The sequence below is a fragment of the Veillonella absiana genome, from assembly GCF_032970865.1.
GTDB classification, from domain to species: domain Bacteria; phylum Bacillota; class Negativicutes; order Veillonellales; family Veillonellaceae; genus Veillonella; species Veillonella absiana.
The window spans coordinates 265,367-287,955 of sequence record NZ_JAWJZB010000001.1 but is presented as its reverse complement, the minus strand read 5'-3'; the positions used below and the strand labels follow the sequence as shown (position 1 = coordinate 287,955).

The following is a 22,589-nucleotide window of genomic DNA, read 5'->3' as shown; positions in this document are numbered from 1 at the left end:
GATTGTGTATTTCTCATCCTCAGGTGTATACTAGGTGACTTATAGTTTATCTTGATTTGTTTTCACAAAATCCGCCACATCTTTGGTCATGATATCTATATAATCAAGAGTGGTATGAGCATTGGCGAAATTAAATTGAGCGACTTTATTTTTGCGGTTATTATCAGATTCCTCTTTCTTGATGGCTTCATCTATAACGAGGGCCAGTAATGTAGCTGGAATGATAACAACACCGTCAGTGTCACCAAAGATAATGTCGCCTGGATTGATATGAGTATCCCCAATTTGGATGGGCACATTAATACCGCCTAGTTCTTCTTTCGTAGGACGTTTGGGGAGGCTACCACGAGAAAATACGGGCATATCAAGTTCTGCGATACCTTGGCGATCACGGATGTAGCCGTCAATGACAATGCCAGAACAATGGTTGCGAGCAGATAATAGAGCCTGAATATCGCCCATATAGGCAACGTTGGTACATTCATCAATGGAAATGATGAGTATATGATCTTGTGCGTGTGTAGCCATCGCAAGGTGCAACGGTAGACTCGTGCCATTAGGCGCGTAAATTGTAGTAGCCGTACCAATCATAGGCGTGTCATAGTGACGAATTTCTTGGATGCCTCCTGGTAAACAACCGCCTATATGAACTGGTTGTTCAGCAGGAGATAAACGGCCAAGCACGACATCTAGTGCATCGCTGAGTACGCAAGAGGATAACGGTTTTAGTGCTTCTAGTTGCGTAGTTGTTAAACTTGCCTTATTGGGATTAATAGTAATCATAGGTGACCTCACTTTCACAAAAACTGCCATAGATTAACTGGTCTATGACAGTTTTTACTTTTAGTATATAGTTCTTAACAGGGTTCGGCAATTCTTAGAGGAGTGCCTCAATACCACGATATACGCCGGTGATAGCCATAACAGAGAGAATCACCATCGTGATAATAGCCCAAATGAGTAACTCTACAAATAATTTGCGACTTTCTTCGAGCCACATCATTGATGCCACCAGTAGCTAATAATTCACGTACTAACAAACCTTCTGGAGTGATAGGTGACATACGACCTGCAAAGGCGCCAAAGTCAGCAATGAGTGCCATCATTAATGGATTGAATCCACGGGCGATGGCTACTGGAATGGCAAAGGCTGGTAAAATCGCCAGTAATGGAATAGATCCAGGTCCTACAGCGGTTAAAATATAGCCCACCAAGAACATTACGATAGGAATGAGCCAATTGTGTTTACCTACCATACTTACACTACGTTTTGCCACAAGTTCTATGGTGCCATTTACGTTTAAAATACTAAATAAGAATGTTACACCAATAAGGGTGAAGAATAGGTTTCCATTAAATCCAGTGATGATTTGTTTGTCGTTAAGCCCCATGATATGGCCCATAAAGAAGGCTGCCATAATGGACAATACACCAACATTGAGCTTTCTGAAAAAGCCGATAGTGATAGCGGCAACGAGAAATAGGATTGTTAATACTGCCATACTCATAATAATGTCGCTCCTTTAGCTAATATCAGAATCCTATATATTGGAGAATGGAAGGGCTCTGACGGTAGCATAATTATTTACTTAAATTGGGAATTAGATTGGTTATAGTGACTATTTAAATACAATCGTTGTTGGGCTACCTGTTTCAATAGTGGTACCACTGAATGTAAGGGCTCCTGTTACAGGATCAGCCTTGAAGATACGAATTGTATCGAAATCTTCGTTTGCAATAATGAGGTCCTCGCCATCGGGAGAGAACATAAAGAAACGTGGTGTGAGGCCTAATACGGAATCATAACCAAGGGTGGTGAGGAATCCTGTTTCCTCATTGATGCGGTAGGATACTACACTTTCATGAATACGATTTGTACCGTAAAGGAATTTTTGGTTTGGACTGATGAGAACCGCACTCGCCTGACCTTGACCTGTATAGGTTTCTGGTATGGAAGGAATGATTTGGCGTGGTTCTAATGTGCCAGCTTGGTCGTCAAAACGATAGTATGTTACGGAGTTACCTTTTTCGTTCATTAAATATACACGTTTGTTGTCTTTGCTCACTGCTAGAGTGCGAGGCTCCGCATAAGTTCTAGCATCAATGTGGAAATGCTCTACTAGTTCACCGGTATCATTGTTAACTTTGAATACATAGACACGTTCATAACCAATATGACGACCTTGTGTTGGCACAAGTAACCAGTTACCTGTTTGGTCTAATTCACATTGATGAGCATGGGATACGCCTTCAGGCGTGAGACCCGCGATATGTGCTACATAGATGGCATCGCCAAGACTACCATCTTCTTGAATTGGCAATGTTGCCACAGCACCACCTTGGAGTGAAGCTACGAAGACGAATTTATTGTTAATGGATGGTACAACATATACCGGATTTTTGCCTTCAGCGCGCACTGTATTGAGATGTTCGATAGTGCCATCTTCTTTTATTTTGAAAGCACTTACATCGTTTAAATCACCGTGTACTGTGTAGAGATAATTTTTATTTCTATCTAGGCAGAAATAGGATGGGTTATCCAAAATAGGAAACGTCTGGATGAGTTTCCAATCGTGACCGTTAACATCATATACATTAATACCTTTGCCTCGAGCATTTCTGTGTTCAGTGGTGCGGCAACCTACATATGCAAACATAAGAACCTCCTGTTTTGGGGATAAAAATAGTGCGTATCGCGGTAAATGCGATACGCACTACCTCTTACAAATCGTTGAGTGTAAAATTGTTAGAGATTAAATTATTACTGTGTTAATAGTGTGTAGCATCTTGATTTATTGAGTAATAATAGATGCTAATTTTTACTATATTTAATATTTTAAGCATTATTTTTAGCTTGTACTTGGCGTAATTGTCCACCATCGATGAGGATATTTACTTCTCGCTCAGTGAGTTCTGTTTTTGTTTCGAAGGAGAATCCTTTTGTAAGGTTTTCCACTATGATGTTGCGAGATTTCAACTGTTCAGGGAAGTTTGTGATTTTCAATTCATCATCCTGATTAATTTTATCGTAATCTGCAAGGTCTACGAAGTTGAGTGGTATTACACCGTGATTGATTAAATTATTTTTATGGATACGGGCTAAGGATTTTGTGATGACTGCTTTTACACCAAGATACATTGGGGCGATAGCTGCATGTTCACGAGAGGAGCCTTGACCATAGTTTTCACCACCTACGATAAAGGATTTACCATAACCTTCAGCACGTTTTACGAAATCTGGGTCGATGCGACTGAATGTAATTTGACTGATAGCTGGAATATTGGAACGTAATGCGGAGAATTGAGCGTTTGCAGGAATGATATCGTCTGTGGTGATATTGTCTGGACGGTATGCGGAAACATGGGCTTGAATCGTGTCTGGCAATGGCTCATTAATTGGCATTGGTTGGATGTTTGGACCGCGGATAATTTCTACATCGCTAGTATCGCCTTCAGTTGGAGGGATAATCATATTATCGTCGATGATGAAAGTCTTAGGCTCCTCCACCGTTAATAATACATCGGTCACACCTTCAGCAATTGGATCTGTAATATATCCTTTGATAGCTGTGATGGCAGCAGCTTCTGGGCTACCAAGATATACGGAAGCATCGAGTGTACCGCTGCGGCCTTTAAAGTTACGGTTTGATGTACGGAAGGATACGCCATGTGTACGTGGGGCTTGGCCAATACCAACGCAAGGGCCACAACCGCATTCAAGAATACGGGCACCAGCATCAACGAGTGTAGAGATAATGCCATCGCGAAGTGCCATGGAGAAGATTTGACGACTCCCAGCTGCGATAACAAGACTTACATTAGGATGCACTACATGACCTTTCTTTGATCGAAGTAGCTACTGCATTTGGTCTTGAAACAGAAAATCGTGAAATTAAAGACATTGCTAATGATGTAGCAGATATCTTAATTGATGATTTGAGCCGTGCGATGCCAGGCGAATATTTGACGATTAAACATATGGCACCAGAAGAGCGGCAAAAAGTATGGGCAGGACTCGATATTCTCCCAATCTCTGCGTATAATGAAGCGTTTGATACATACCATCGTACTTGTGTAGGTACAGATGGTGATTGGTTCAGCAATATGCGTGCCTTCTTGCGTTGCGGGTTAGCATTTACTTTCACAGGCGTAGTAGCCGCAGATATCGCCACAGATATTTTGTACGGTGAAGGTGAAATCCGTAATTGCCGCGTTAATGTGGGCGCATTAGAGAAAAACTATGTAAATATTGCGGTACATGGTCATTTGCCAATGCTCGTTTCCAAAGTTGTAGAACTTGGTAATAGCGAAGAGTACCAACAAAAAGCAAGAGAAATTGGCGCTAAAGGCGTTAATTTCTACGGTATTTGTTGCTCTGGTTTGGCGGCAATGTACCGTTATGAAAACGTTATTCCATTGAGTAATGCTGTAGGTGCAGAACTTGTTCTTGGTACTGGTGCTTTTGATTTATGGTGTGCCGACATTCAAGACGTGTACCCGGCTATCATGGACGTTGCAAAATGTACGCAAACTGTTGTTGTCACAACATCTGATGCGGCGCGTTTGCCTGGCTCTGAGCATTATGCATACGATCGTTTCCATTCCAACATGGGCGATACTGAAAAGATTGCTCGTAAAATTATGGACCGTGCTCTTCAAGCACACTGGGAACGCCGTGGTTTACCTGTATTCATTCCACCATATGAGGTGAAAGGTAAAGTTGGTTTCAACCCTTACAACGTAGGTCAAACATTTGGTTATGATAAAATTGCGAAAGCATTGGAGTACGGCCAAATCCGTGGTGTAGTTAATATCGTAGGTTGTTCTAACCCTCGTGTTGTATTCGAAAAACCAACATACGAAATAGCTCTTGAAATGTTGAAAAACGACATCGTGATTTTAACAAACGGTTGTGCATCTTTCCCATTATTAAAGATGGGCCTATGTGATCCAGACTCTGTTATGGAAAAATGCGGACCTGGTTTACAAGCATTCTTCAAGGAAACAGATATGCCACCAGTATGGCATGTAGGAGAGTGCGTAGATAACGCGAAATCCTCCGGTATTTTCGGCGCTATCACTGGTCAATTTGGCCGTGCGTTGAAAGATATGCCATTCGCTATGTCCAGTCCTGAATGGTCTAACGAAGAAGGCGTATGTGCGTCTTTGGGGTTCCGTTTGCATGGTATAAACTCTTACCACTGCGTAGAGCCACCTGTACAGGGTTTTAAAAAAGTAACAGACTTCCTGAAAAAAGACAGCACTGAATACTTGGGCTCTGTCATGTATGTACATACAGACGGAAAAACAGTAGCTGCTAAAATTATTGAGGATATAAATGCTAAACGTAGAGCATTAGGTTGGAAAATCTAACCTTTAAAACCTTGTGAAAGAAAATACACCTTCCGAAAAGCCGCCAAAGAGACAAGCTCTAAGTCGTTTTTCGAAAGGTGTATTTTTCTTTCTGCCCTACCTGTAAACGTTCTGATTTTACAATCTAATGCCTGGATGTGTATTATATACATCCTCAATAATTTTAGCACCAGGGGAAAGGCGCGAGGGGGTGTGGAGGAGAGAATCTATAATAGTTGCTCAATGATGGAATTTTACAGCTATATACCTAGCCGTAAATGAGCGTATTTCTACGCCCTCTCCCAAATAGTTGTGGCGCCTTAATCAAACGGTATTTCAAGACAATTTTATCTATGGTTCTAGCGTGCCTAATTCTGCGATACCGCTGTAAGGCGAAGAATAACCCCATTTCTCACTCGGCTAGAGGGGACCTCTAAGCTCCTGAGAAATGGGGTTATTTTCGCCGTCACTGAATTAGAAACGACCCGCTAGAACCATTGCATAAATGCACTTAATTCTACCGTTTGATTAGGCGCTACAACCATAAAATCTTCATCGATGGTGCCATTTGCAATTTTTTTGAGTATCCCATAGTGCCCTGGAATTGTTGTAATAGTTCCATCCAATGCTTCCACCAATGGATCCATCATATCATGGATATCTGGTAAATGATTGAGTCCTGTATCGACGTAGTAGAATTTGTTAAATCCGTCATATAATTGTTGAACATAGGATTTTGCATATTCATAGCCTTTTTTTTCTGTTAATTTTTGAATGGATTGTTCGCTGTTGCGATTGAAATCGGCCCAGCCACGGGTGAAGAAACAGCCATCCATAGGGCGGTCTAGACTTTCAAGAGAATCACCAGATAATAAAATATCCACACAGTCCCGTGTGCGTGGGAGGACGAGCTCTGCCGTAGGTGATGTGAGCCCTGCCGTGCCACCACCACAGGCGGATACGCAAATATAAATGCGATCTACATTCCATAGACTATCAATAGCACGTTGTAAATATTTCTGTAACGCTGGCGGTGAATTATGTAATTGCTGCGGAATGAAATACACTGGAATATCACAGTGTGCATCCGTCATAGCCTGTTTTAATTCGTATTGGATGGTTGGACAACCTAAAATAATGCTGGACATAGAAACACCTCGCTTCTGATTTAATAGTTAATTTTTGAATAAAACATGGAATCTCGAACAGGGGAATATTAGAAATATGGGATTTGAAAAATCACATAACCCTGGATAAGTTTATGCAAATATAGCCATGACTAATGTGGCCCCAATCATGAGCATGAGACCTGTGAAAGTCCGTTTATTGAGTCTTTCACCAAAGACGAAATAGGAGAATATGATGGATACGATGATGCTGAGTTTATCGATGGGTACCACGATGCTGACGATGCCATTTTGGATAGCGTAATAATAACATAGCCATGACGCGCCAGTGGCAATACCAGAGAGAATAATAAAAAGGGATTCGTTTTTCGGCATGTGTGACAGCAAATGACCTTTGCCACGGAGGTACACGACGAGCCATGCCATAACGAGGACAAAGCATGTTCGGATGGCTGTACCGAGATTAGATTCTACATCGGAGATACCATACTTGGCCAAGATGGACGTGGCTGCTGCGAATACGGCAGACAGGATAGCGTAAACTAAATACTCGTTAGCATTCTTGTCATCCTCCGTACTGTTTGGGGATGTGGATGATTTTTTCTCAATCATCATAAAAACACCAAGACCTAATACGGCAGTACAAGCCAATTTGACGACTAAATGGTTAGTTTCACCGAATAAAATGATGGCGAGTATGACGGTTAAAATAGTGCTGGATTTATCGATAGGTACTACCTTATTCACATCACCTATGGATAGGGCTTTGAAATAACAAATCCAAGAGGCTCCGGTGGCAATACCAGATAGACCTAAGAATAATAGTGAATAGGGCGATATGGAATAGATTGTGTGAAAGGATCCTACAATCCACACCATGAGCCATGCAAATATGACTACTACAATGGTACGAACCGCAGTGGCCACGTCAGAATCAGTTTGACGAATCCCACATTTGGCTAGAATTGATGTCAACCCTGCGAAAATGGCAGAGCCTATGGCAGCTAACATCCACAACATAAAAATCCTCTTTTCTCTCAATGATATATACAATCAATAGTGAAGTCATGTTGTTAATAGTGACTCGTTCTAGACTGTGAGAATTGCATTATACTGCGAACCTACGCAGAAAAATATTTTATATAACAAGTTTATCCTACCATATACAAGCCGAAATGATAAGGCTTTTCCCTCTAAGGAGGGGCAGTATAGGCTAATTTTGGTCAATTTAAAATGCTGAGCCAAATTTAATTTGCAACATAGGTAAATAGTAGAATAATGAAAAGAACACATCCCTGATGATACGACCTTAGAGGTTTCCTCTAGAGAGGAGAATCAGGGATGTGTTCTTTGATATTGTTATTGGGTTAACAATGATACAAATTAAATTTGAACCACTACAGTAGAATGCCAAAAATTAGCTTTTACAAGGGCGCCATTAGCTTTTACCAAGGAGCCATTAGCAATTGATGCCAGAGTTTTTACGTGCATAGAACCAATATAGTACTACCAATGTTAGAATGTTGAACCCTAGCAACATAGCGAATGCTGGATGGATATTACCGAATGTAGAGTAGATAAAACCGAATAGTTTTGGTGTTACGAAGGCGCCGTATGCGGCCACGGCAGCTACGAAACCTGTTACTAAGGAGCCTTGTAATGCATTGGTGAAGATATGAGGAATCATGCGGAATGTAGCACCTGTCATGAGCCCCGTCATGACAAAGGTAATAACGGTAGCGATGAAGAAGAATACGAAGTTGTGTAAATCAATGCCTACTGCAATGAGGGCAGTACTGATAATCAAACCAATTAATGCGTAGTATGTAACCTTTGTACCACTGTTGATTTTATCACCTAACCAACCGCCTACTGGGCGAAGTGTAGCACTTACCAATGGTCCAAGGAATGCCATGTAGGTGAATGGAATATCAGGAAATTCTTTGCTAACTAACAGACTCAATGCCGCTGCATAACCACTGAAGGCACCGAAGCCACATGTGTAGATTAATGTAATGGCCCAAGTGTGTTTGCTGCCCATAATAGTGGCAATAGCCTTTGGATTTGGTTTATCTAGTGGTAGATTTACCATGTATTTTAAAATTAGTAATAGAATGATGACTGTAGGAATGACGAGAACAAAGCTACCGTTTGCCAAGAATAACTCAGCGCCCTTGATCATGTATGGTTCTACACCAAAGATATTACCCAATGTGCTACTAGCCATCGCCATTGGTGCTAATAATAAGATAATAGCAACGCCGAGATTACCAATACCGCCATTGATACCGAGGGCTGTACCTTTTTCTGCTTTCGGGTAAAAATTGCCGATATAGGCCATAGAGGAGGAAAAATTACCCCCAGCTACACCGATGAGCACTGTTAGAATCAAGAAGGTGGTGTAGCTTGTACCGGTATCTTGTACGGCAAACCCTAAACCGATGATAGGAATCAATAGGATTAGCGTAGAAATGAATGTCCAGTTTTTACCACCGCAGAGTGCAGGCATATAGGTGTAAAGGAAGCGCAATGTGGCACCGACTAAGCCAGGAATCGCAGCAAGGGTAAATAATTCTTCGGTAGTAAATTTAAAACCGGCTGCATTGAGTTGTGAGGCTACTGTACTCCAAATGTACCAAACACAGAAGGATAGGGTGAGAGCTGCGGTAGAAACAATTAGATTTTCTTTGGCAATTTTTTTGCCAAATTTCTCCCAAAACTCTTGATTTTCTGGTTGCCAATTAGCAACGATGTCTTGGCGACTGGCGCCAGTTTGAGGCATAACGAATTCGCTCATGCTGTTAATCTCCTACTTACACATACAGAGGACACAAGGATGTTGAGAATCCTTTAGATGATTTGTAATTGTTGAAATCTAGAGAATTACAAATGGAAAATAAATGGAAAATTTATATACTTGTGCCAAAAATCACATCACTATTATAGCCAATTCAGTATGATAAATATGTAATAAAAAACACACTTGTGGTATTATATAATTAGATATAAAACTGATATGCGTTTTTATTGAGAACGCACAGTGCATTTGAAAATTATAATACATGGTGTGGTGAAAGTATGGATTCAGAATTGATCAACCAATTACTTGCGTTGCCAGGGAAAACGATAAAACTTTCAAAAGGAGAGTTTTTATTCCGCGAAGGTGACAAAGCGGAGTATTTCTACATTGTCACAAGTGGTCGAATGAGTATCAAGAAATTTGAGGCCTCAGGACATACATTTGCGTTACGTTTGATAGAAAAAGATAATGTGCTCGGTGAAGTACCGTTGTTTGAGGATGGGAAACGAACGTACGTATTTAATGCGATTGCTCGAGAACCTGCGACGGTCTATGCTATCCGGTATGATGTGCTTGAACCCATAGTAGAGGGAAATGCTCAGTTACTGATAGCCCTGATGCGTATTATGACAACTCACATGCGTCGGCAAGAGGCGAAGTATCGAGATCTGATTCTATACGGAAAAAAAGGTGCTTTCTATACGACACTGATTCGACTAGCGAATAGTTATGGTGTGAAACGTGAAGATGGTATTTTTATTGACGTTGCATTAACGAATCAGGAGTTGGCAGAGTTTGCCGTTACCTCTCGTGAAAGCTTGAACCGTATGCTAAGTGAGTTGCGCAAATTAGGCTATGTAGCCTATGATAAACACCACATTGTAATCTGTAATTTTGATGGTCTAGTAGAATTGCTCGATTTGGATTCCGAATCAGTTAATTCTGAAAGCTATAACATCGAATAATAGAGTGGGTAGCCCTTGGCGTTGTAATGGTTGCAACGTTGAGGGCTTTTTTGTATCTAAAAGGAGGACACGAGATGAGTTTGTTGTCTCAAAAGTTTAAGTTTCTTCGGAAAAAAGACGTGTCTCAAAGTGGTCACCAAATCACAGAACAAGGTGGTCGTGAATGGGAAAATTTTTACCGAGATCGTTGGTCCTATGACAAAGTAGTAAGAACTACGCACGGTGTTAACTGTACTGGTTCTTGTAGCTGGAACATCTACGTGAAAAATGGTGTCGTTGCTTGGGAAAATCAAGCTACCGATTACCCTGATACACCAGATGATATGCCGGATTACGAACCACGTGGATGCCCTCGTGGTGCTACCTTCTCTTGGTATTTGTACAGCCCACTACGCGTAAAATATCCTTACGTTCGTGGCGAACTTGCTGAATTATGGCGCGAAGCTAAGAAAAACGCTCCTAATGCGTTAGAAGCGTGGAAAACAATTGTAGAAGATCCTGAAAAATCTCGTAAATACAAAAAAGCCCGTGGCCTTGGTGGTTTTGTTCGTTCCAACTGGGATGAAGCCTCTGAAATCGTTGCCGCATCTATGCTTTATACAGCTACCAAATATGGTCCAGACCGTAATGCTGGCTTTTCCGTAATTCCAGCTATGTCCATGCTTAGCTATGCAGGGGGTACACGGTTCTTGAACCTTATGGGTGGCGTACCGCTTAGCTTCTATGACTGGTATGCCGATTTGCCTCCAGCGAGTCCTCAAGTATGGGGAGATCAAACAGATACTCCTGAAAGTGGCGATTGGTACAATGCAGGCTATATTATGACTTGGGGTTCTAATGTGCCATTGACTCGTACACCGGACGCTCATTTCCTTACAGAAGTACGTTACAAAGGTACTAAGGTTGTGTCCGTATCCCCTGACTACGCTGAATCCACTACATCTTCTGATGCTTGGCTCAATGTGAAAGCCGGCACTGATGCGGCATTAGCGATGGCTATGGGGCATGTTATCCTCAAAGAATACTATTTGGATAAAGAAACACCATTCTTTACAGACTATGTAAAAGAGTTCACTGATATGCCATTCCTCATCCGCGTAGAAGAAGAAAATGGGTATCTACAACCTGGTCGTTTCCTCAATGCCAAAGATTTAGGCAAAGGTGGGGAATATTCAGAATTCAAACAAGTTCTCATCGACGAAAACTCCAAAACCTTGGTTATTCCAAACGGTACATTAGGCGACCGTCATGGGAATCCACAAAAATGGAATTTGAAAATGGAAAATAGTGAAACTGGTGCGCCTATTTCTCCACAATTGTCCGTATATGATCAACGGGAAAATGTAGCTATCGTGAAATTACCATATTTTGGTGATACAGAACACGAAGGTATGATTGACCGCGCTATCCCTACTATTACGGTACAAACAGCAGACGGCCCTGTACAAGTAACAACCGTATTCGATTTGCTCGTTGCGAGCTATGGTTTAGATCGTGGTTTAGGTGGTGAAGTGGCGACTTCCTATGAAGATAACGTTCCATACACACCAGCATGGCAAGAAAAAATCACTGGCGTAAAAGCAGAAGTGGCTATTAGTACGGCTCGTGAATTTGCGGACAACTCTATTAAAACAAAAGGTCGTTCCATGATTATCATGGGCGGTGGTATCAACCACTGGTATCATGCAGATATCTTGTACCGCACTATCTTGAATATTGTATTGTTCACAGCTACAGAAGGTCGCAATGGCGGTGGCTGGGCTCACTATGTAGGCCAAGAAAAATTGCGTCCTATCGAAGGTTGGGCAGGCATCATGACTGCTAACGACTGGAGCAAAGCGCCTCGTTTGCAAAATGGTACATCTTTCTTCTATTTCGCTACAGAACAATACCGTTCTGATGTGATGGACTTAGGTGAAAGAACATCTAAACTAGCTAAACCACGTTACCGCCATCCAGCGGATTATAACGTAATGGCGGCTCGTTTAGGTTGGTTGCCGTCTTATCCTACTTTCAATAAAGGGGGCCAACAAATCATTGATGACGCTCGCGCCGCAGGGTATAGCTCTGAAGCCGACATCAATACATTCGTAGCACAATCCTTGAAGAAAAAGGATTTACATTTCGCTATCGAAGATCCAGCAGCACCTGAAAACTATCCTCGTAACCTCATCGTATGGCGTGCAAACCTTATTGGTTCCTCCTCTAAAGGTCACGAATATTTCTTGAAACATTTACTCGGTACGAAACATGGCGTTTTGGAAGATGATGACAGTACAGTTCGTCCAGAAGAAGTGAAATGGCGTGAAGCTACAGAAGAAGGCAAACTTGATTTGCTCGTAGACGTAGATTTCCGTATGGCCTCTACTGGTTTGTATTCAGATATCGTATTGCCAGCAGCAACATGGTACGAAAAAGAAGACTTGTCCTCTACAGACATGCATCCATACGTACACGTGTTCCAAGCAGCTGTTAACGCGGCATGGGAAACTAAATCTGACTGGGATACATTCCGTACCCTTTCCGAAACAGTATCTCGCGTAGCAAAAGAAGCAGGTCTGGGCGAATACGAAGATATCGTAGCCGTTCCATTGCAACATGATAGCCTTGGCGAAGTGGCGCAACCAGAAGGTAAAGTCCTTGACTGGAGCCGTGGTGAATGTGAACCAATTCCAGGTAAAACAATGCCAAACCTTGTGCATGTAAAACGTGATTTCATAAAAATCTACGAAAAATTCATCGCCTTGGGACCAAACATTGAAAAAACAATGGGCGCTCATGGCTTGTCCTGGGATGTATCCGACGTATATCAAAGCTTGTATACGAAAAATGGCGTTATCGATCATGAAGGTTTCATTTCCAATGGTCGTCCAAGCATTTACGAAGCGAAAGAAGCCTGTGAAGCAGTATTGGCATTGTCTTCCTCCACAAATGGTAAACTCGCTGTTCGCAGCTGGGAATCCATGGAAAAGAAAACTGGTTTAACTGGTTTGACTAATATTTCCAAAGGTCGTGAAGAAGAATCCATCACCTTCGATGACATGGTGGCACAACCACGCTATATCATCAGTTCTGTTTCCAGTACTGGTAAAAGCGACAAAAACCGCCGTTATTCTCCTTTCACCACATCCACTGAGGATAAATTACCATTCCGTACTGTTACAGGACGTCAATCCTTCTACATGGATCATGAAATGATGCGCGATTATGGCGAAGCATTGGCATTGTATAAACCTGTATTGAGCTATAAACCAGTACAAAAGGATTACAAAATCGATGGCGTGCCTGAAATTACGCTCAAATATTTAACACCACATCACAAATGGAGTACTCATAGTATGTACTTTGATAGCCAACAAATGTTGACATTGTTCCGTGGTGGTCAAACGATTTGGCTCAACGAAGATGATGCGGCTGAAATCGATGTAAAAGATAACGATTGGGTGGAAGCTTTCAACAAAAATGGTGTTGTCGCAGCCCGTGCCGTAGTATCCCCACGTATTCCTCGTGGCATCAGTTACATGTATCATTCCCAAGACCGTCATATCAACGTGCCAGGCGCACAAGTGAAGAAACAACGTGGTGGTACGCATAATGCACCAACACATATTCACATGAAACCGACACACATGATTGGTGGCTATGGCCAATTGAGTTACGGATTTAACTATTATGGACCTACAGGTAACCAACGTGATATGACTGTAGTGGCGCGTAAATTGAAAGAGGTGGACTGGCTTGAAGATTAAAGCACAAATCTCAATGGTATTAAACCTAGACAAGTGTTTGGGCTGTCATACATGCTCTATTACTTGTAAAAATACATGGACAAACCGTGAAGGCGCAGAATACATGTATTTTAATAACGTAGAAACACGTCCAGGCGTTGGGTATCCACGCAACTGGGAAGATCAAGATAAATGGAAAGGTGGCTGGACTATTGGTAGCGATGGTAAATTAGCCCTTTCCACAGGTTCTAAAGGTTCTCGTTTGATGAAGTTGTTCTATCATCCAGAACAACCTGAATTAAAGGATTATTTCGAACCTTGGACATACGACTATGAAACATTGATTCATTCCGGTCGTAAAAATAACCAACCTATCGCACGCCCACGTTCTTTGATCACAAAGGGAAAAATGGAAGTCGAATGGGGTCCAAACTGGGATGACGATTTGGCTGGCGGTCATCACGCTCGTACAGACGTGAACCTCACAAAAATGGGCGACGATATCGTATTCGATTACGAAGAAGTATTCATGCGTTATTTGCCTCGTTTGTGTAATCACTGCTTGAACCCTGCCTGTGTAGCGGCGTGCCCGTCTGGTGCGATCTACAAACGCGATGAAGACGGTGTCGTTCTCGTATCCCAAGACGTATGTCGCGGTTGGCGGCATTGTGTACCATCTTGCCCATACAAAAAAATTTTTTACAACTGGGAAACGAATAAAGCTGAAAAATGCGTATTCTGTTACCCACGTTTGGAAAATGGGTTACCTCAAATTTGTGCGGAAACTTGCGTAGGCCGTATGCGTTACGTTGGCGTAGTGTTGTACGATATGGATAAAGTGGAAGAAATGGCGTCCGTTAAAAACGAACAAGATATATACCAATCCATGGTGGATATCATCCTTGATCCAAATGATCCTGCTGTTATCGAACAAGCTAAAGCTGACGGCATTAGCCAAAACTGGTTAAAGGCAGCTCAAAAATCCCCAGTCTACAAAATCGTAAAAGAATGGGGTGTAGCATTGCCATTGCATCCTGAATACCGTACATTGCCAATGGTTTGGTATGTGCCACCATTGAGTCCAATTTTGCAACGCGTAACGAGCGATGTATATTTGCCAGAAGCTACTGAAATGCGCGTACCAGTGCAATACTTGGCCAACATGTTCAGCGCTGGTAACACTGATATCGTAGAAACAGTATTGCAAAAAATCCTTGATATGCGCGAATTCATGAAACGTCGTGAACATGGTGAAGAAGAGGTGTTGAGCGGTCGAGAAATGCTCACAGAAACACAAATGCTCGCTATGTACAAATTGCTTGGTCTATCCAAATATAATGATCGTTTTGTCATTCCAACGGATGTAGATGTATCTCGCGAAGATCGCATCGGTATGCAACAACATCAAGGCTTTCGTTGTCCTACAGGAGGATGTCATCGATGAGTGATACAGCTACCATGACAAATACAGCTGCTCAGGCCGATAGTCATCAAGTGGTGCTTGATGAACAAGTGTTGAATGATAATCAGAAAATTCTGTTAATCGTATCATTCTTATTGCGCTACCCTGATGCAGCTTGGTATGCAGAAATTCCTGAATGGAAAACCGATACTGAAACAGTAGAACATCCACAATTGAAACAAGCCATCTTCGATTTCTTCGACTATGTGGACGAAATGCCACGTAAGGAATTCGAGGACCAATACGTTCGTACCTTTGACTTCAGTCAAAATACGACGATGTACATGTCCACCTATGAATTGCAAGGTACTGGCGAACAGGCAGAGGAACTTGTAAAATACAAGGCGTTCTACTTGGAAAATGATTTCGAAATTCCTGCAGAGATGCCTGACTATGTGCCAGCTATCTTGGAATTATGCGCTGCTGTTGACGCACCGGTGGCCCGAGAAATCTTGACGTACTGCCGTCCTCAATTGGAATACATCCGTGAACGTTTGATTGAGGCTAAAATCACGTACGCTTTCTTGTTTGATATTATTTTGGCGGTGGCCAACGGATTGGAGGACGGTGCAAAATGAATCTATTCTTATGGGGCGCCTTGCCTTACATTGCCTTCACTTTCCTAATCGCAGGAACGTTAATTCGTTTCTTCTATTTTGAAAGTAACTGGACAACAAAATCCAGTGAATTTTTAGAGAAAAAACAATTGCGCATTGCCAACCCATTGTTCCACTTTGGCTTGGCCTGCGTGTTGGGCGGTCATATCGTAGGTGTGCTAATGCCAAAAACTTGGACAGCTGCTCTTGGTATTAATGACCATATGTACCATGAAGGTGCCTTGTACATGGGTGCTGTAGCAGGTGTATTGTTCATCGTAGGCTTCTTGCTCTTGATGAAACGTCGTTTCACTGTGAAAGCTCTAGAAGCTAACACATCTACACTAGATAAATGGTTATACCTATTCTTAGCGTTGGCTATTTTTAGTGGTATGACTGGTACATTGTTGAATTACGCTGGTTTCTTTGACTATCGTGTGTCCATCGGACCTTGGTTCCGCGGACTCTTGATGTTCCAACCAGATCCATCCTTGATGGAAGGTGTACCACTAGAATTTAAATTCCACATGTTCTCATGGATGGCTGTGGCTATTATCTTCCCATTCAGTCGTTTGGTGCATTGCTTGAGCGTGCCGTTGAATTATTTGACGAGGCCATTTATTGTGTACCGCAAACGTGACGGAGCTGGGAGAGATAAATAATTTTGGCTGAACCCTTTTTCGGTTCATGCTAGTAGTGATTAATATTCACTAATAACAACATCAAAGAACCACACTATAACTTCTACTCTCTAGAGGGAACCTCTAAGTTCGTAGGCGTTATAGTGTGGTTCTTTTCATTTCTAACACTAGCATTAATCACTACTAGCATGTGCACGGCACTGAGTTCAATCTAAAATTATTTATCGGGGAGTATAGATGTGGAGGCTGTGATTTACAGAATCAAATGTTCTTTATTCGCTTACACATTTTGTTAATATAGGGTACAATACAGTTAAGTAATATCTTTTTAGAGTATATTGGTGAAAATATGATTATATATAAAGCGATTGTAGAATATAAAAAGAATGAATCGTTACCGTATAAAGAACCGTTTGTAATTGGTTTTGTTTCATTAATTGCTCTGAAGGCTTTGTAACTAAATTAGATGAGGGAATGATTCTAGAATGAGAGATGAGTTATGATAGAGCATTGGAAGAGAATTGTCTATTTAATCTCTGCCATACAGGTTGGGGCGGGGATTACGATTATTGGGGTAATATCATTTATCCCTTTATTTTTAGGTGATATAGGAGTCTCGGATCAAGGAGAGGCTGCATTTTGGGCAGGGCTGATTTCTGGGATTACACCGTTAATGATTTGCTTTACCGCACCTTATTGGACGACAAAGGCTAATCAGTGGGGGCCGCGAAAACCGATGATGGTATTGCTAGCTATGCTGTCATTATCTGTTGGATTATCGAGTTTAGCTACATCACCAGTGCAATTGTTTTTATTACGCATGGTGCAAGGTTTTGTAGGTGGTTTTGTGCCCATAGGGCTGGCCATTATTACCATGATTGTTCCCGAAAAACACGTTGCTTGGGGGATGGGGCTATATCAAGCTTCAATGGTCATGGGCGTAGTATTTGGACCACTTATTGGTGGTTTAGCAGCAGATTTGCTAGGTTACAGGGCGCCGTTCTTGGTATTTAGCGCATTGGCATTTATGTGCTTCCTCGGGGTGGCATTTTTGATGCCAAACATTCAGCATAAACATAAAATTGATCGTGGCACATCACAATTGAGCTTAATTAAATATTTCTTGAGTATTCCCAAGGTTCGCTTGCTCGTATTTATGCAATTCCTTTGTAACTTTGGTATTACTGGTATTGGTCCGATTTTACCGCTGTATATTAAACATTACATGGATGTGGACGAAGCCTTTGTAGCCACTATCGTAGGTATTGTTATTTTCCTTGCAGGATTATTTAGTGCGTTGGCTTCTTTATCTATTGGCCGGCTTACAAAACGAATGGGGATGCCACAGATTCTTGTGTCCGCTACCATCGGTGTTGGTGTATTCTTCATCATGCAGTACTTGATGCCGAATATCTGGGGACTCGGTGCTTTCCGCGCCTTGGCGGGCTTTGCTATGGGCTTTATCATGCCGACGGCTAATACGTTGATTTCTCAAAATGTGCCTGTGGAACGACGCAGTATTGTATTTGGCGTTGTGTCTAGCGTATCTATTTTAGGTAATGTGGCGGGGCCATTCTGCAGTGGTTTGATTGCTAAGGAATTTGGCTATGCCGCTGTATTTTGGTTAACGGCCTTTGCGTTTTTTATCTCGGCTTATATGATTCATTCTAGATTTTCAAAATCTCAGGATGTTACAGAATTCTAGCTAATGCCGCAATAGCTGAGGCGTACTGAAAATCATGGCTCGCTATGAGACCGTAGTTCTTGTATGACAATTAATCGGTTCGAGGTTTAACCTATGTTATTAAAACAATTAGAATATTTTGTGGCCGTGGTGGATTACAATTCTTTCACCCAGGCCGCCTATGAAAGTTACATATCCCAGTCCGCCATTTCACAGCAAATCAAGGCACTAGAGAAAAATCTTGGCACCACCCTCATTGTGCGTGAAAATCGGAGCTTTCACCTAACGCCAGCGGGCGAGTACTTTTACCAAGAGGGCAAACGATTGCTCGATCAAATCCATATTTTAGAACGGGAAATGCAGCGGATTGGCGTGGATAATCGGGTGTATTTACGCGTGGGCTATTTAAATCGCTACAGTGGGACGGAATTGATGATACCATTGTGAAAGTATCAAAACAGTACCCTAATTTAGATATTCGCATGACCGGCGGTTCCCATGAGGAACTCTACGAGGACATGATGAATAAGTCCATTGATTTGGCATTGAACGATCAGTGGCGGGCATTTAATTCGAATTTTAACAATGATTTGATTGTTAGTGCACCTAGTTATATGGAGGTAGCAACAGGCTATATGGATAAAGACACTGTTGAAATTCCAGATATATCGGATTTATCTGCCATATTGATTTGTACGCTTATGACGCAGGTTCATGAGGAGGATTACTATCGCAAGGTACTTGGGTTTACAGGGGCGTTCCTAGTGGCACGAAATTTGGAAGAAGCCCGTATGCTCGTGGCCAGTGGCCGAGGATTCTTATTAATTGACCAAGTAGGGACTCTGATGAATCCAATTGCGAATATTAAACGCGTCCCTGTATATTCAGAAGGGCGTCCGCTAGAACGGAATTATTGTTTCTTTAATCCATTGGAAAATACGAATGAATATGTGAAACCGTTTACAGACACATTTAAAGAATTACTCAATAAGTAAAAAATGAGCACTCACAATTGATAACGTGAGTGCTCATTTTTATTATAAACTTGTTAATAGAGGATTGTTCAAATAATCATAGAGACGAATGATTTCGCTTGGTTTAGAACAATCGGCTTACCACAATCCAATCATGTGTTGTACCCACAAGCTGACGATGGCGATGCATACCCAGCATGTGAAGCCAAGTGCCAATGAGGAACCACTAGATTTGATGAGTTTTACTATATTCGTATTTAAACCGATGGCGACCATAGCCATGATTATAAGGTATTTGGAGATACCTTTGAACATGCTAAAGATGGTAGAATTAGCACCAAAGTAAGTGGCTACTGTAGTGATGATGGAGCACAGGATAAAGTACAAAACGAAACGTGGGAAAATTTTTGCGATGTTAACAGAACTGTCGCTTTCACCAGTGGCAGTTTGTTTATCCTTGTACACCTGATAGCTAGCCAAACCGAGACAAATCGGGATGATGGCAAGGGTCCGAGTCAACTTAACGATTGTCGCGTATTCCAATGTTTGCGCCCCAGGATGCATAGAATCCCATACAGCAGCAGTGGCAGTTACAGAGGATGTATCATTAACGGCAGTACCTGCGAATAGACCAAAACCCGTGTTGGTGAGGCCAAGGAAATCGCCTAGCGTTGGGAACACGAAGGCGGCGATAACGTTAAAGAAGAACACCGTGGAAATCGCTTGAGCGATATCTTGATCGTCGGCCTTGATAACAGGCGCAGCGGCTGCGATGGCGGAACCACCACAAATGGAGGAACCCACACCGATGAGCACAGCGATATTCGATGGAATATTCGTCATTTTAAAAATCACATAGGCCACGATGAGGGATGTCAAAATTGTAGAAATGATAACGGGAAGAGAAATCCACCCCACATGAATGACCTGCATAATGTTTAGACCAAAACCGAGCAAAATAACGGCGTATTGCAAGATTTTTTTGGATGTGAAAGATACACCTGGTGTTATTTTAGTATGAGACCAAATGTTCATGGTGGTCCCTAAAATAATACCAAGGATGATGGCAAAAATTGGTCCACCTACGAGTGGTACGAGTTGTCCTAAATACCAACAAGGCAAGGCGAGTAGAAAACAGAGCGCTATGCCAGGTAATGTTGTTCCGTTAATGCCCATAATAAAAGCCCCCTTTGCGGTTGAGCATCGAATATACTTATATATCTAATTGATAATCATGGTTTTATAATAGCACAAATAGGGGAATTAAATCTATAAAATATCTTTATATAAATTACATAGTCGCCTGATAATGAACAACTTTATTAGATTTGTATGCATACAAAAGAAAATTATATTTGTATTGAAAATTAAATAACCTCATCAGGTAAAGTGATGAGGTTATAGAGAGCATTAGATATTATTAGATATTATTAGATATTATTAGATATTATTGCTAAGCTGATGATACTGTATGTCAGTGAATTGAATTAGTTAACATAAGTACTAGTTGATCATCAACATTACAGCATCATATACAAGTTTGATGCCGTACAATAGGATAATAGTACCACAGATTTTATTGAGCCAGGCCAAGCTAGAGATACTAATTTTATTAGCCAAGAGGCGCATCACTAATGCGAGACCACCGAACCAAACGATGGCAGCGGCCATGACACCACTGATAAAAATATAGCTTTCACTATCAGAGAGGCTAGCCCGGAAGGCACCGAGCATCATTGTTACGTCAATGAGAGCCTGTGGATTCGCCCAAGTTACCAAAAAGGATATGGAGATGATTTTGGTAATCGGCACATTTGTATCTACGTTTGAAATAGTTGGTTCTGTGCGTACTGTTTGATACCCCATGTACATAATGAGTAAACCGCCGAAGAACATAACTAGTAATTTGAGCAATGGGAATTGTGTGATGAGGGCCCCCATGCCAAAGAAAGCGGAAAGACTGAGCGTCATGTCAAAGAAAATGACGATGGCCACCGTGATCAGCACACGCATAGTTGTTTGTGCTAGGGCTGTATTGATTACGAATAGATTTTGCATCCCAATTGGCGCCATAGATGAAATGCCAATGATGAGACCTTGAAGAAAGAAAAACATAAAACTCCTCAATGTATACAATGTAAATTAATTCACTGAAATATATAAGGCACAGATATAAGAACTATAGTCTGTGCACAAATCTTATTATAGTATATCACATATACAGATAGAATCAGTGTGATAATTCTTATGTTTCAAGGGCTAGTTTAGAAGATTATTTAAATACTTGTATGCTGTGTATGGTTATTCGTGTATATTGCTATCGGAATTGTATGTAATGATGGTATACGAAGATAGGAATATACATACAACTTTAAACGCGTATCTATAAAACTTACAAGTATATTTATAATACAAATGTTGTATAACTTGTATAGAAGGCATATAATTCTCATAAGGGGATATATGAAGTTATATATGTAAAAAGAATTAATATCCTATCTGGTATTCTTAGGATTATTACGAGGTGTAATACAATGATTGATATAAATAAAATTGTAGAATTCAATAACAACTATGTGGCAGAACATCCTGAATTAGGTGAGGCCGGTCTCACTAGCAAGCCAATGAAAAAATTAGCTATCGTAACCTGTATGGATACACGTCTCGTCTGTATGCTTGAGGAGGCTTTGGGATTTGGTCGTGGCGAGGTTATTACCATTAAAACTGCAGGCAATAGTGTAACTCAACCAATCGATAATATCGTGCAGAGTCTATTGGTATCTACTTATGGGATGGGGATTACTGATGTGCTCGTTATTGGGCATGAAAATTGTGGTATGATTGATTTTTCTGCTCCACAATTTATGGAACAAATGAAATCTAAGGGAATTAATGAAGATGCTATACGCATGATAGAACCAGGTCTCATTGATTGGATGGATCGTTTTCATATTTCTGAAGATAATGTAAAATATACGGTTAAATTCTTACGACATCATCCATTGTTCCCGCGTGGCATGGGGTTTTATGGTGGCATGATGGACCCTGATACTGGTGCATTCCGTTATGTAGAGGTAGAGTAACTGATATACATGGCACATGGATAGACTCTTATGAATATGAATTTATATAATTTATATAACGTATTATTAAATAGTGAAAGCCCCTGTACGATTTGTACAGGGGCTAATTTTATGATAGAGATAGGCGTATATTTTATTAGAGATAGGACTATACTTTATTCTTAACATATTATTTGT

The 22,589-nt window shown here is 41.3% G+C and carries 18 protein-coding genes and 1 pseudogene; 10 read left to right on the top strand and 9 right to left on the bottom strand.

The window, feature by feature from the left end:
• Nucleotides 1-39: 39 nt before the first annotated feature.
• The 4 genes from RVY80_RS01430 to RVY80_RS01415 form a co-directional block, all read right to left on the bottom strand.
• Nucleotides 40-783 carry an RraA family protein gene (locus RVY80_RS01430; protein WP_317329356.1) on the bottom strand — a complete coding sequence of 248 codons (744 nt, stop codon included), beginning with the start codon at nt 781-783 and terminating at the stop codon, nt 40-42.
• A gap of 107 nt (nt 784-890) precedes the next feature.
• Nucleotides 891-1,508: a transporter permease gene (locus tag RVY80_RS01425; RefSeq protein WP_317329355.1), complete on the bottom strand. Its 618-nt coding sequence runs from the start codon at nt 1,506-1,508 to the stop codon at nt 891-893.
• Nucleotides 1,509-1,619: 111 nt separating this feature from the next.
• Nucleotides 1,620-2,657: a lactonase family protein gene (locus tag RVY80_RS01420; protein ID WP_317329354.1), complete on the bottom strand. Its 1,038-nt coding sequence runs from the start codon at nt 2,655-2,657 to the stop codon at nt 1,620-1,622.
• 179 nt (nt 2,658-2,836) lie between these two features.
• The gene (locus RVY80_RS01415) at nt 2,837-3,829 is read right to left on the bottom strand and encodes an aconitase family protein (RefSeq protein ID WP_317329352.1); all 993 of its coding nucleotides are present in this window, start codon (nt 3,827-3,829) and stop codon (nt 2,837-2,839) included.
• A gap of 23 nt (nt 3,830-3,852) precedes the next feature.
• Between RVY80_RS01415 and RVY80_RS01410 the strand changes: the two are divergent.
• Nucleotides 3,853-5,373: pseudogene (locus tag RVY80_RS01410) on the top strand (carbon monoxide dehydrogenase); the annotation flags it as partial.
• A gap of 467 nt (nt 5,374-5,840) precedes the next feature.
• On the opposite strand, the gene RVY80_RS01405 reads toward RVY80_RS01410, so the two are convergent.
• The 3 genes from RVY80_RS01405 to RVY80_RS01395 all read right to left on the bottom strand — a co-directional run bounded on the left by RVY80_RS01405 (nt 5,841) and on the right by RVY80_RS01395 (nt 9,276).
• Nucleotides 5,841-6,500 (bottom strand): DUF1638 domain-containing protein, encoded by a 660-nt coding sequence (locus tag RVY80_RS01405; RefSeq protein WP_317329350.1) that lies wholly within the window; start codon nt 6,498-6,500, stop codon nt 5,841-5,843.
• Nucleotides 6,501-6,611: 111 nt separating this feature from the next.
• Nucleotides 6,612-7,499 (bottom strand): EamA family transporter, encoded by an 888-nt coding sequence (locus RVY80_RS01400; protein WP_317329349.1) that lies wholly within the window; start codon nt 7,497-7,499, stop codon nt 6,612-6,614.
• A gap of 439 nt (nt 7,500-7,938) precedes the next feature.
• Nucleotides 7,939-9,276 carry an MFS transporter gene (locus RVY80_RS01395; RefSeq protein WP_317329348.1) on the bottom strand — a complete coding sequence of 446 codons (1,338 nt, stop codon included), beginning with the start codon at nt 9,274-9,276 and terminating at the stop codon, nt 7,939-7,941.
• A gap of 281 nt (nt 9,277-9,557) precedes the next feature.
• Here RVY80_RS01395 and RVY80_RS01390 point away from each other — a divergent pair, with 281 nt between their 5' ends.
• From RVY80_RS01390 to RVY80_RS01355, 8 genes are all read left to right on the top strand, one after another.
• Nucleotides 9,558-10,244 carry a Crp/Fnr family transcriptional regulator gene (locus RVY80_RS01390; protein WP_317329347.1) on the top strand — a complete coding sequence of 229 codons (687 nt, stop codon included), beginning with the start codon at nt 9,558-9,560 and terminating at the stop codon, nt 10,242-10,244.
• Nucleotides 10,245-10,318: 74 nt separating this feature from the next.
• Complete coding sequence (locus RVY80_RS01385) at nt 10,319-13,993, top strand: nitrate reductase subunit alpha (RefSeq protein ID WP_317329346.1); 3,675 nt, start codon at nt 10,319-10,321, stop codon at nt 13,991-13,993.
• Nucleotides 13,983-15,416: a nitrate reductase subunit beta gene (narH, locus tag RVY80_RS01380; RefSeq protein ID WP_317329344.1), complete on the top strand. Its 1,434-nt coding sequence runs from the start codon at nt 13,983-13,985 to the stop codon at nt 15,414-15,416. Before RVY80_RS01385 ends, narH begins: the two co-directional genes overlap by 11 nt.
• Nucleotides 15,417-15,487: 71 nt before the next feature.
• Nucleotides 15,488-16,012 carry a nitrate reductase molybdenum cofactor assembly chaperone gene (gene narJ / locus RVY80_RS01375; RefSeq protein WP_310746081.1) on the top strand — a complete coding sequence of 175 codons (525 nt, stop codon included), beginning with the start codon at nt 15,488-15,490 and terminating at the stop codon, nt 16,010-16,012.
• Complete coding sequence (gene narI, locus RVY80_RS01370) at nt 16,009-16,692, top strand: respiratory nitrate reductase subunit gamma (protein WP_295193560.1); 684 nt, start codon at nt 16,009-16,011, stop codon at nt 16,690-16,692. Before narJ ends, narI begins: the two co-directional genes overlap by 4 nt.
• 478 nt (nt 16,693-17,170) lie before the next feature.
• Nucleotides 17,171-18,376: an MFS transporter gene (locus tag RVY80_RS01365; RefSeq protein ID WP_317329343.1), complete on the top strand. Its 1,206-nt coding sequence runs from the start codon at nt 17,171-17,173 to the stop codon at nt 18,374-18,376.
• Nucleotides 18,377-18,469: 93 nt separating this feature from the next.
• A complete protein-coding gene (locus RVY80_RS01360; RefSeq protein ID WP_317329341.1) occupies nt 18,470-18,802 on the top strand; it encodes a LysR family transcriptional regulator in 333 nt (110 codons plus the stop codon).
• Nucleotides 18,799-19,350: a type 2 periplasmic-binding domain-containing protein gene (locus RVY80_RS01355; RefSeq protein WP_317329340.1), complete on the top strand. Its 552-nt coding sequence runs from the start codon at nt 18,799-18,801 to the stop codon at nt 19,348-19,350. Before RVY80_RS01360 ends, RVY80_RS01355 begins: the two co-directional genes overlap by 4 nt.
• Before the next feature lie 117 nt (nt 19,351-19,467).
• Here RVY80_RS01355 and RVY80_RS01350 read toward each other — a convergent pair whose 3' ends face one another.
• Nucleotides 19,468-20,505 (bottom strand): YeiH family protein, encoded by a 1,038-nt coding sequence (locus RVY80_RS01350; RefSeq protein WP_295190148.1) that lies wholly within the window; start codon nt 20,503-20,505, stop codon nt 19,468-19,470.
• Between the two features lie 327 nt (nt 20,506-20,832).
• Nucleotides 20,833-21,444: a LysE/ArgO family amino acid transporter gene (locus RVY80_RS01345; RefSeq protein ID WP_317329338.1), complete on the bottom strand. Its 612-nt coding sequence runs from the start codon at nt 21,442-21,444 to the stop codon at nt 20,833-20,835.
• A gap of 419 nt (nt 21,445-21,863) precedes the next feature.
• On the opposite strand from RVY80_RS01345, the gene RVY80_RS01340 reads away from it, so the two are divergent.
• On the top strand, nt 21,864-22,412 hold the full coding sequence (locus RVY80_RS01340; protein WP_295190154.1) for a beta-class carbonic anhydrase: 549 nt from the start codon (nt 21,864-21,866) through the stop codon (nt 22,410-22,412).
• The last annotated feature ends 177 nt before the right edge of the window (nt 22,413-22,589 follow it).

Excerpts from the sequence above, each read along its gene's own strand:
- RVY80_RS01340 (WP_295190154.1), top strand. The coding sequence starts at position 21,864 with ATGATTGATATAAATAAAATTGTAGAATTCAATAACAACTATGTGGCA.
- RVY80_RS01395 (WP_317329348.1), bottom strand. The coding sequence starts at position 9,276 with ATGAGCGAATTCGTTATGCCTCAAACTGGCGCCAGTCGCCAAGACATC.
- RVY80_RS01345 (WP_317329338.1), bottom strand. The coding sequence starts at position 21,444 with ATGTTTTTCTTTCTTCAAGGTCTCATCATTGGCATTTCATCTATGGCG.
- RVY80_RS01360 (WP_317329341.1), top strand. The coding sequence starts at position 18,470 with ATGTTATTAAAACAATTAGAATATTTTGTGGCCGTGGTGGATTACAAT.
- RVY80_RS01365 (WP_317329343.1), top strand. The coding sequence starts at position 17,171 with ATGATAGAGCATTGGAAGAGAATTGTCTATTTAATCTCTGCCATACAG.
- RVY80_RS01400 (WP_317329349.1), bottom strand. The coding sequence starts at position 7,499 with ATGTTGTGGATGTTAGCTGCCATAGGCTCTGCCATTTTCGCAGGGTTG.
- RVY80_RS01350 (WP_295190148.1), bottom strand. The coding sequence starts at position 20,505 with ATGGGCATTAACGGAACAACATTACCTGGCATAGCGCTCTGTTTTCTA.
- RVY80_RS01405 (WP_317329350.1), bottom strand. The coding sequence starts at position 6,500 with ATGTCCAGCATTATTTTAGGTTGTCCAACCATCCAATACGAATTAAAA.
- narI (WP_295193560.1), top strand. The coding sequence starts at position 16,009 with ATGAATCTATTCTTATGGGGCGCCTTGCCTTACATTGCCTTCACTTTC.
- RVY80_RS01420 (WP_317329354.1), bottom strand. The coding sequence starts at position 2,657 with ATGTTTGCATATGTAGGTTGCCGCACCACTGAACACAGAAATGCTCGA.
- RVY80_RS01430 (WP_317329356.1), bottom strand. The coding sequence starts at position 783 with ATGATTACTATTAATCCCAATAAGGCAAGTTTAACAACTACGCAACTA.
- RVY80_RS01390 (WP_317329347.1), top strand. The coding sequence starts at position 9,558 with ATGGATTCAGAATTGATCAACCAATTACTTGCGTTGCCAGGGAAAACG.
- RVY80_RS01425 (WP_317329355.1), bottom strand. The coding sequence starts at position 1,508 with ATGAGTATGGCAGTATTAACAATCCTATTTCTCGTTGCCGCTATCACT.
- RVY80_RS01385 (WP_317329346.1), top strand. The coding sequence starts at position 10,319 with ATGAGTTTGTTGTCTCAAAAGTTTAAGTTTCTTCGGAAAAAAGACGTG.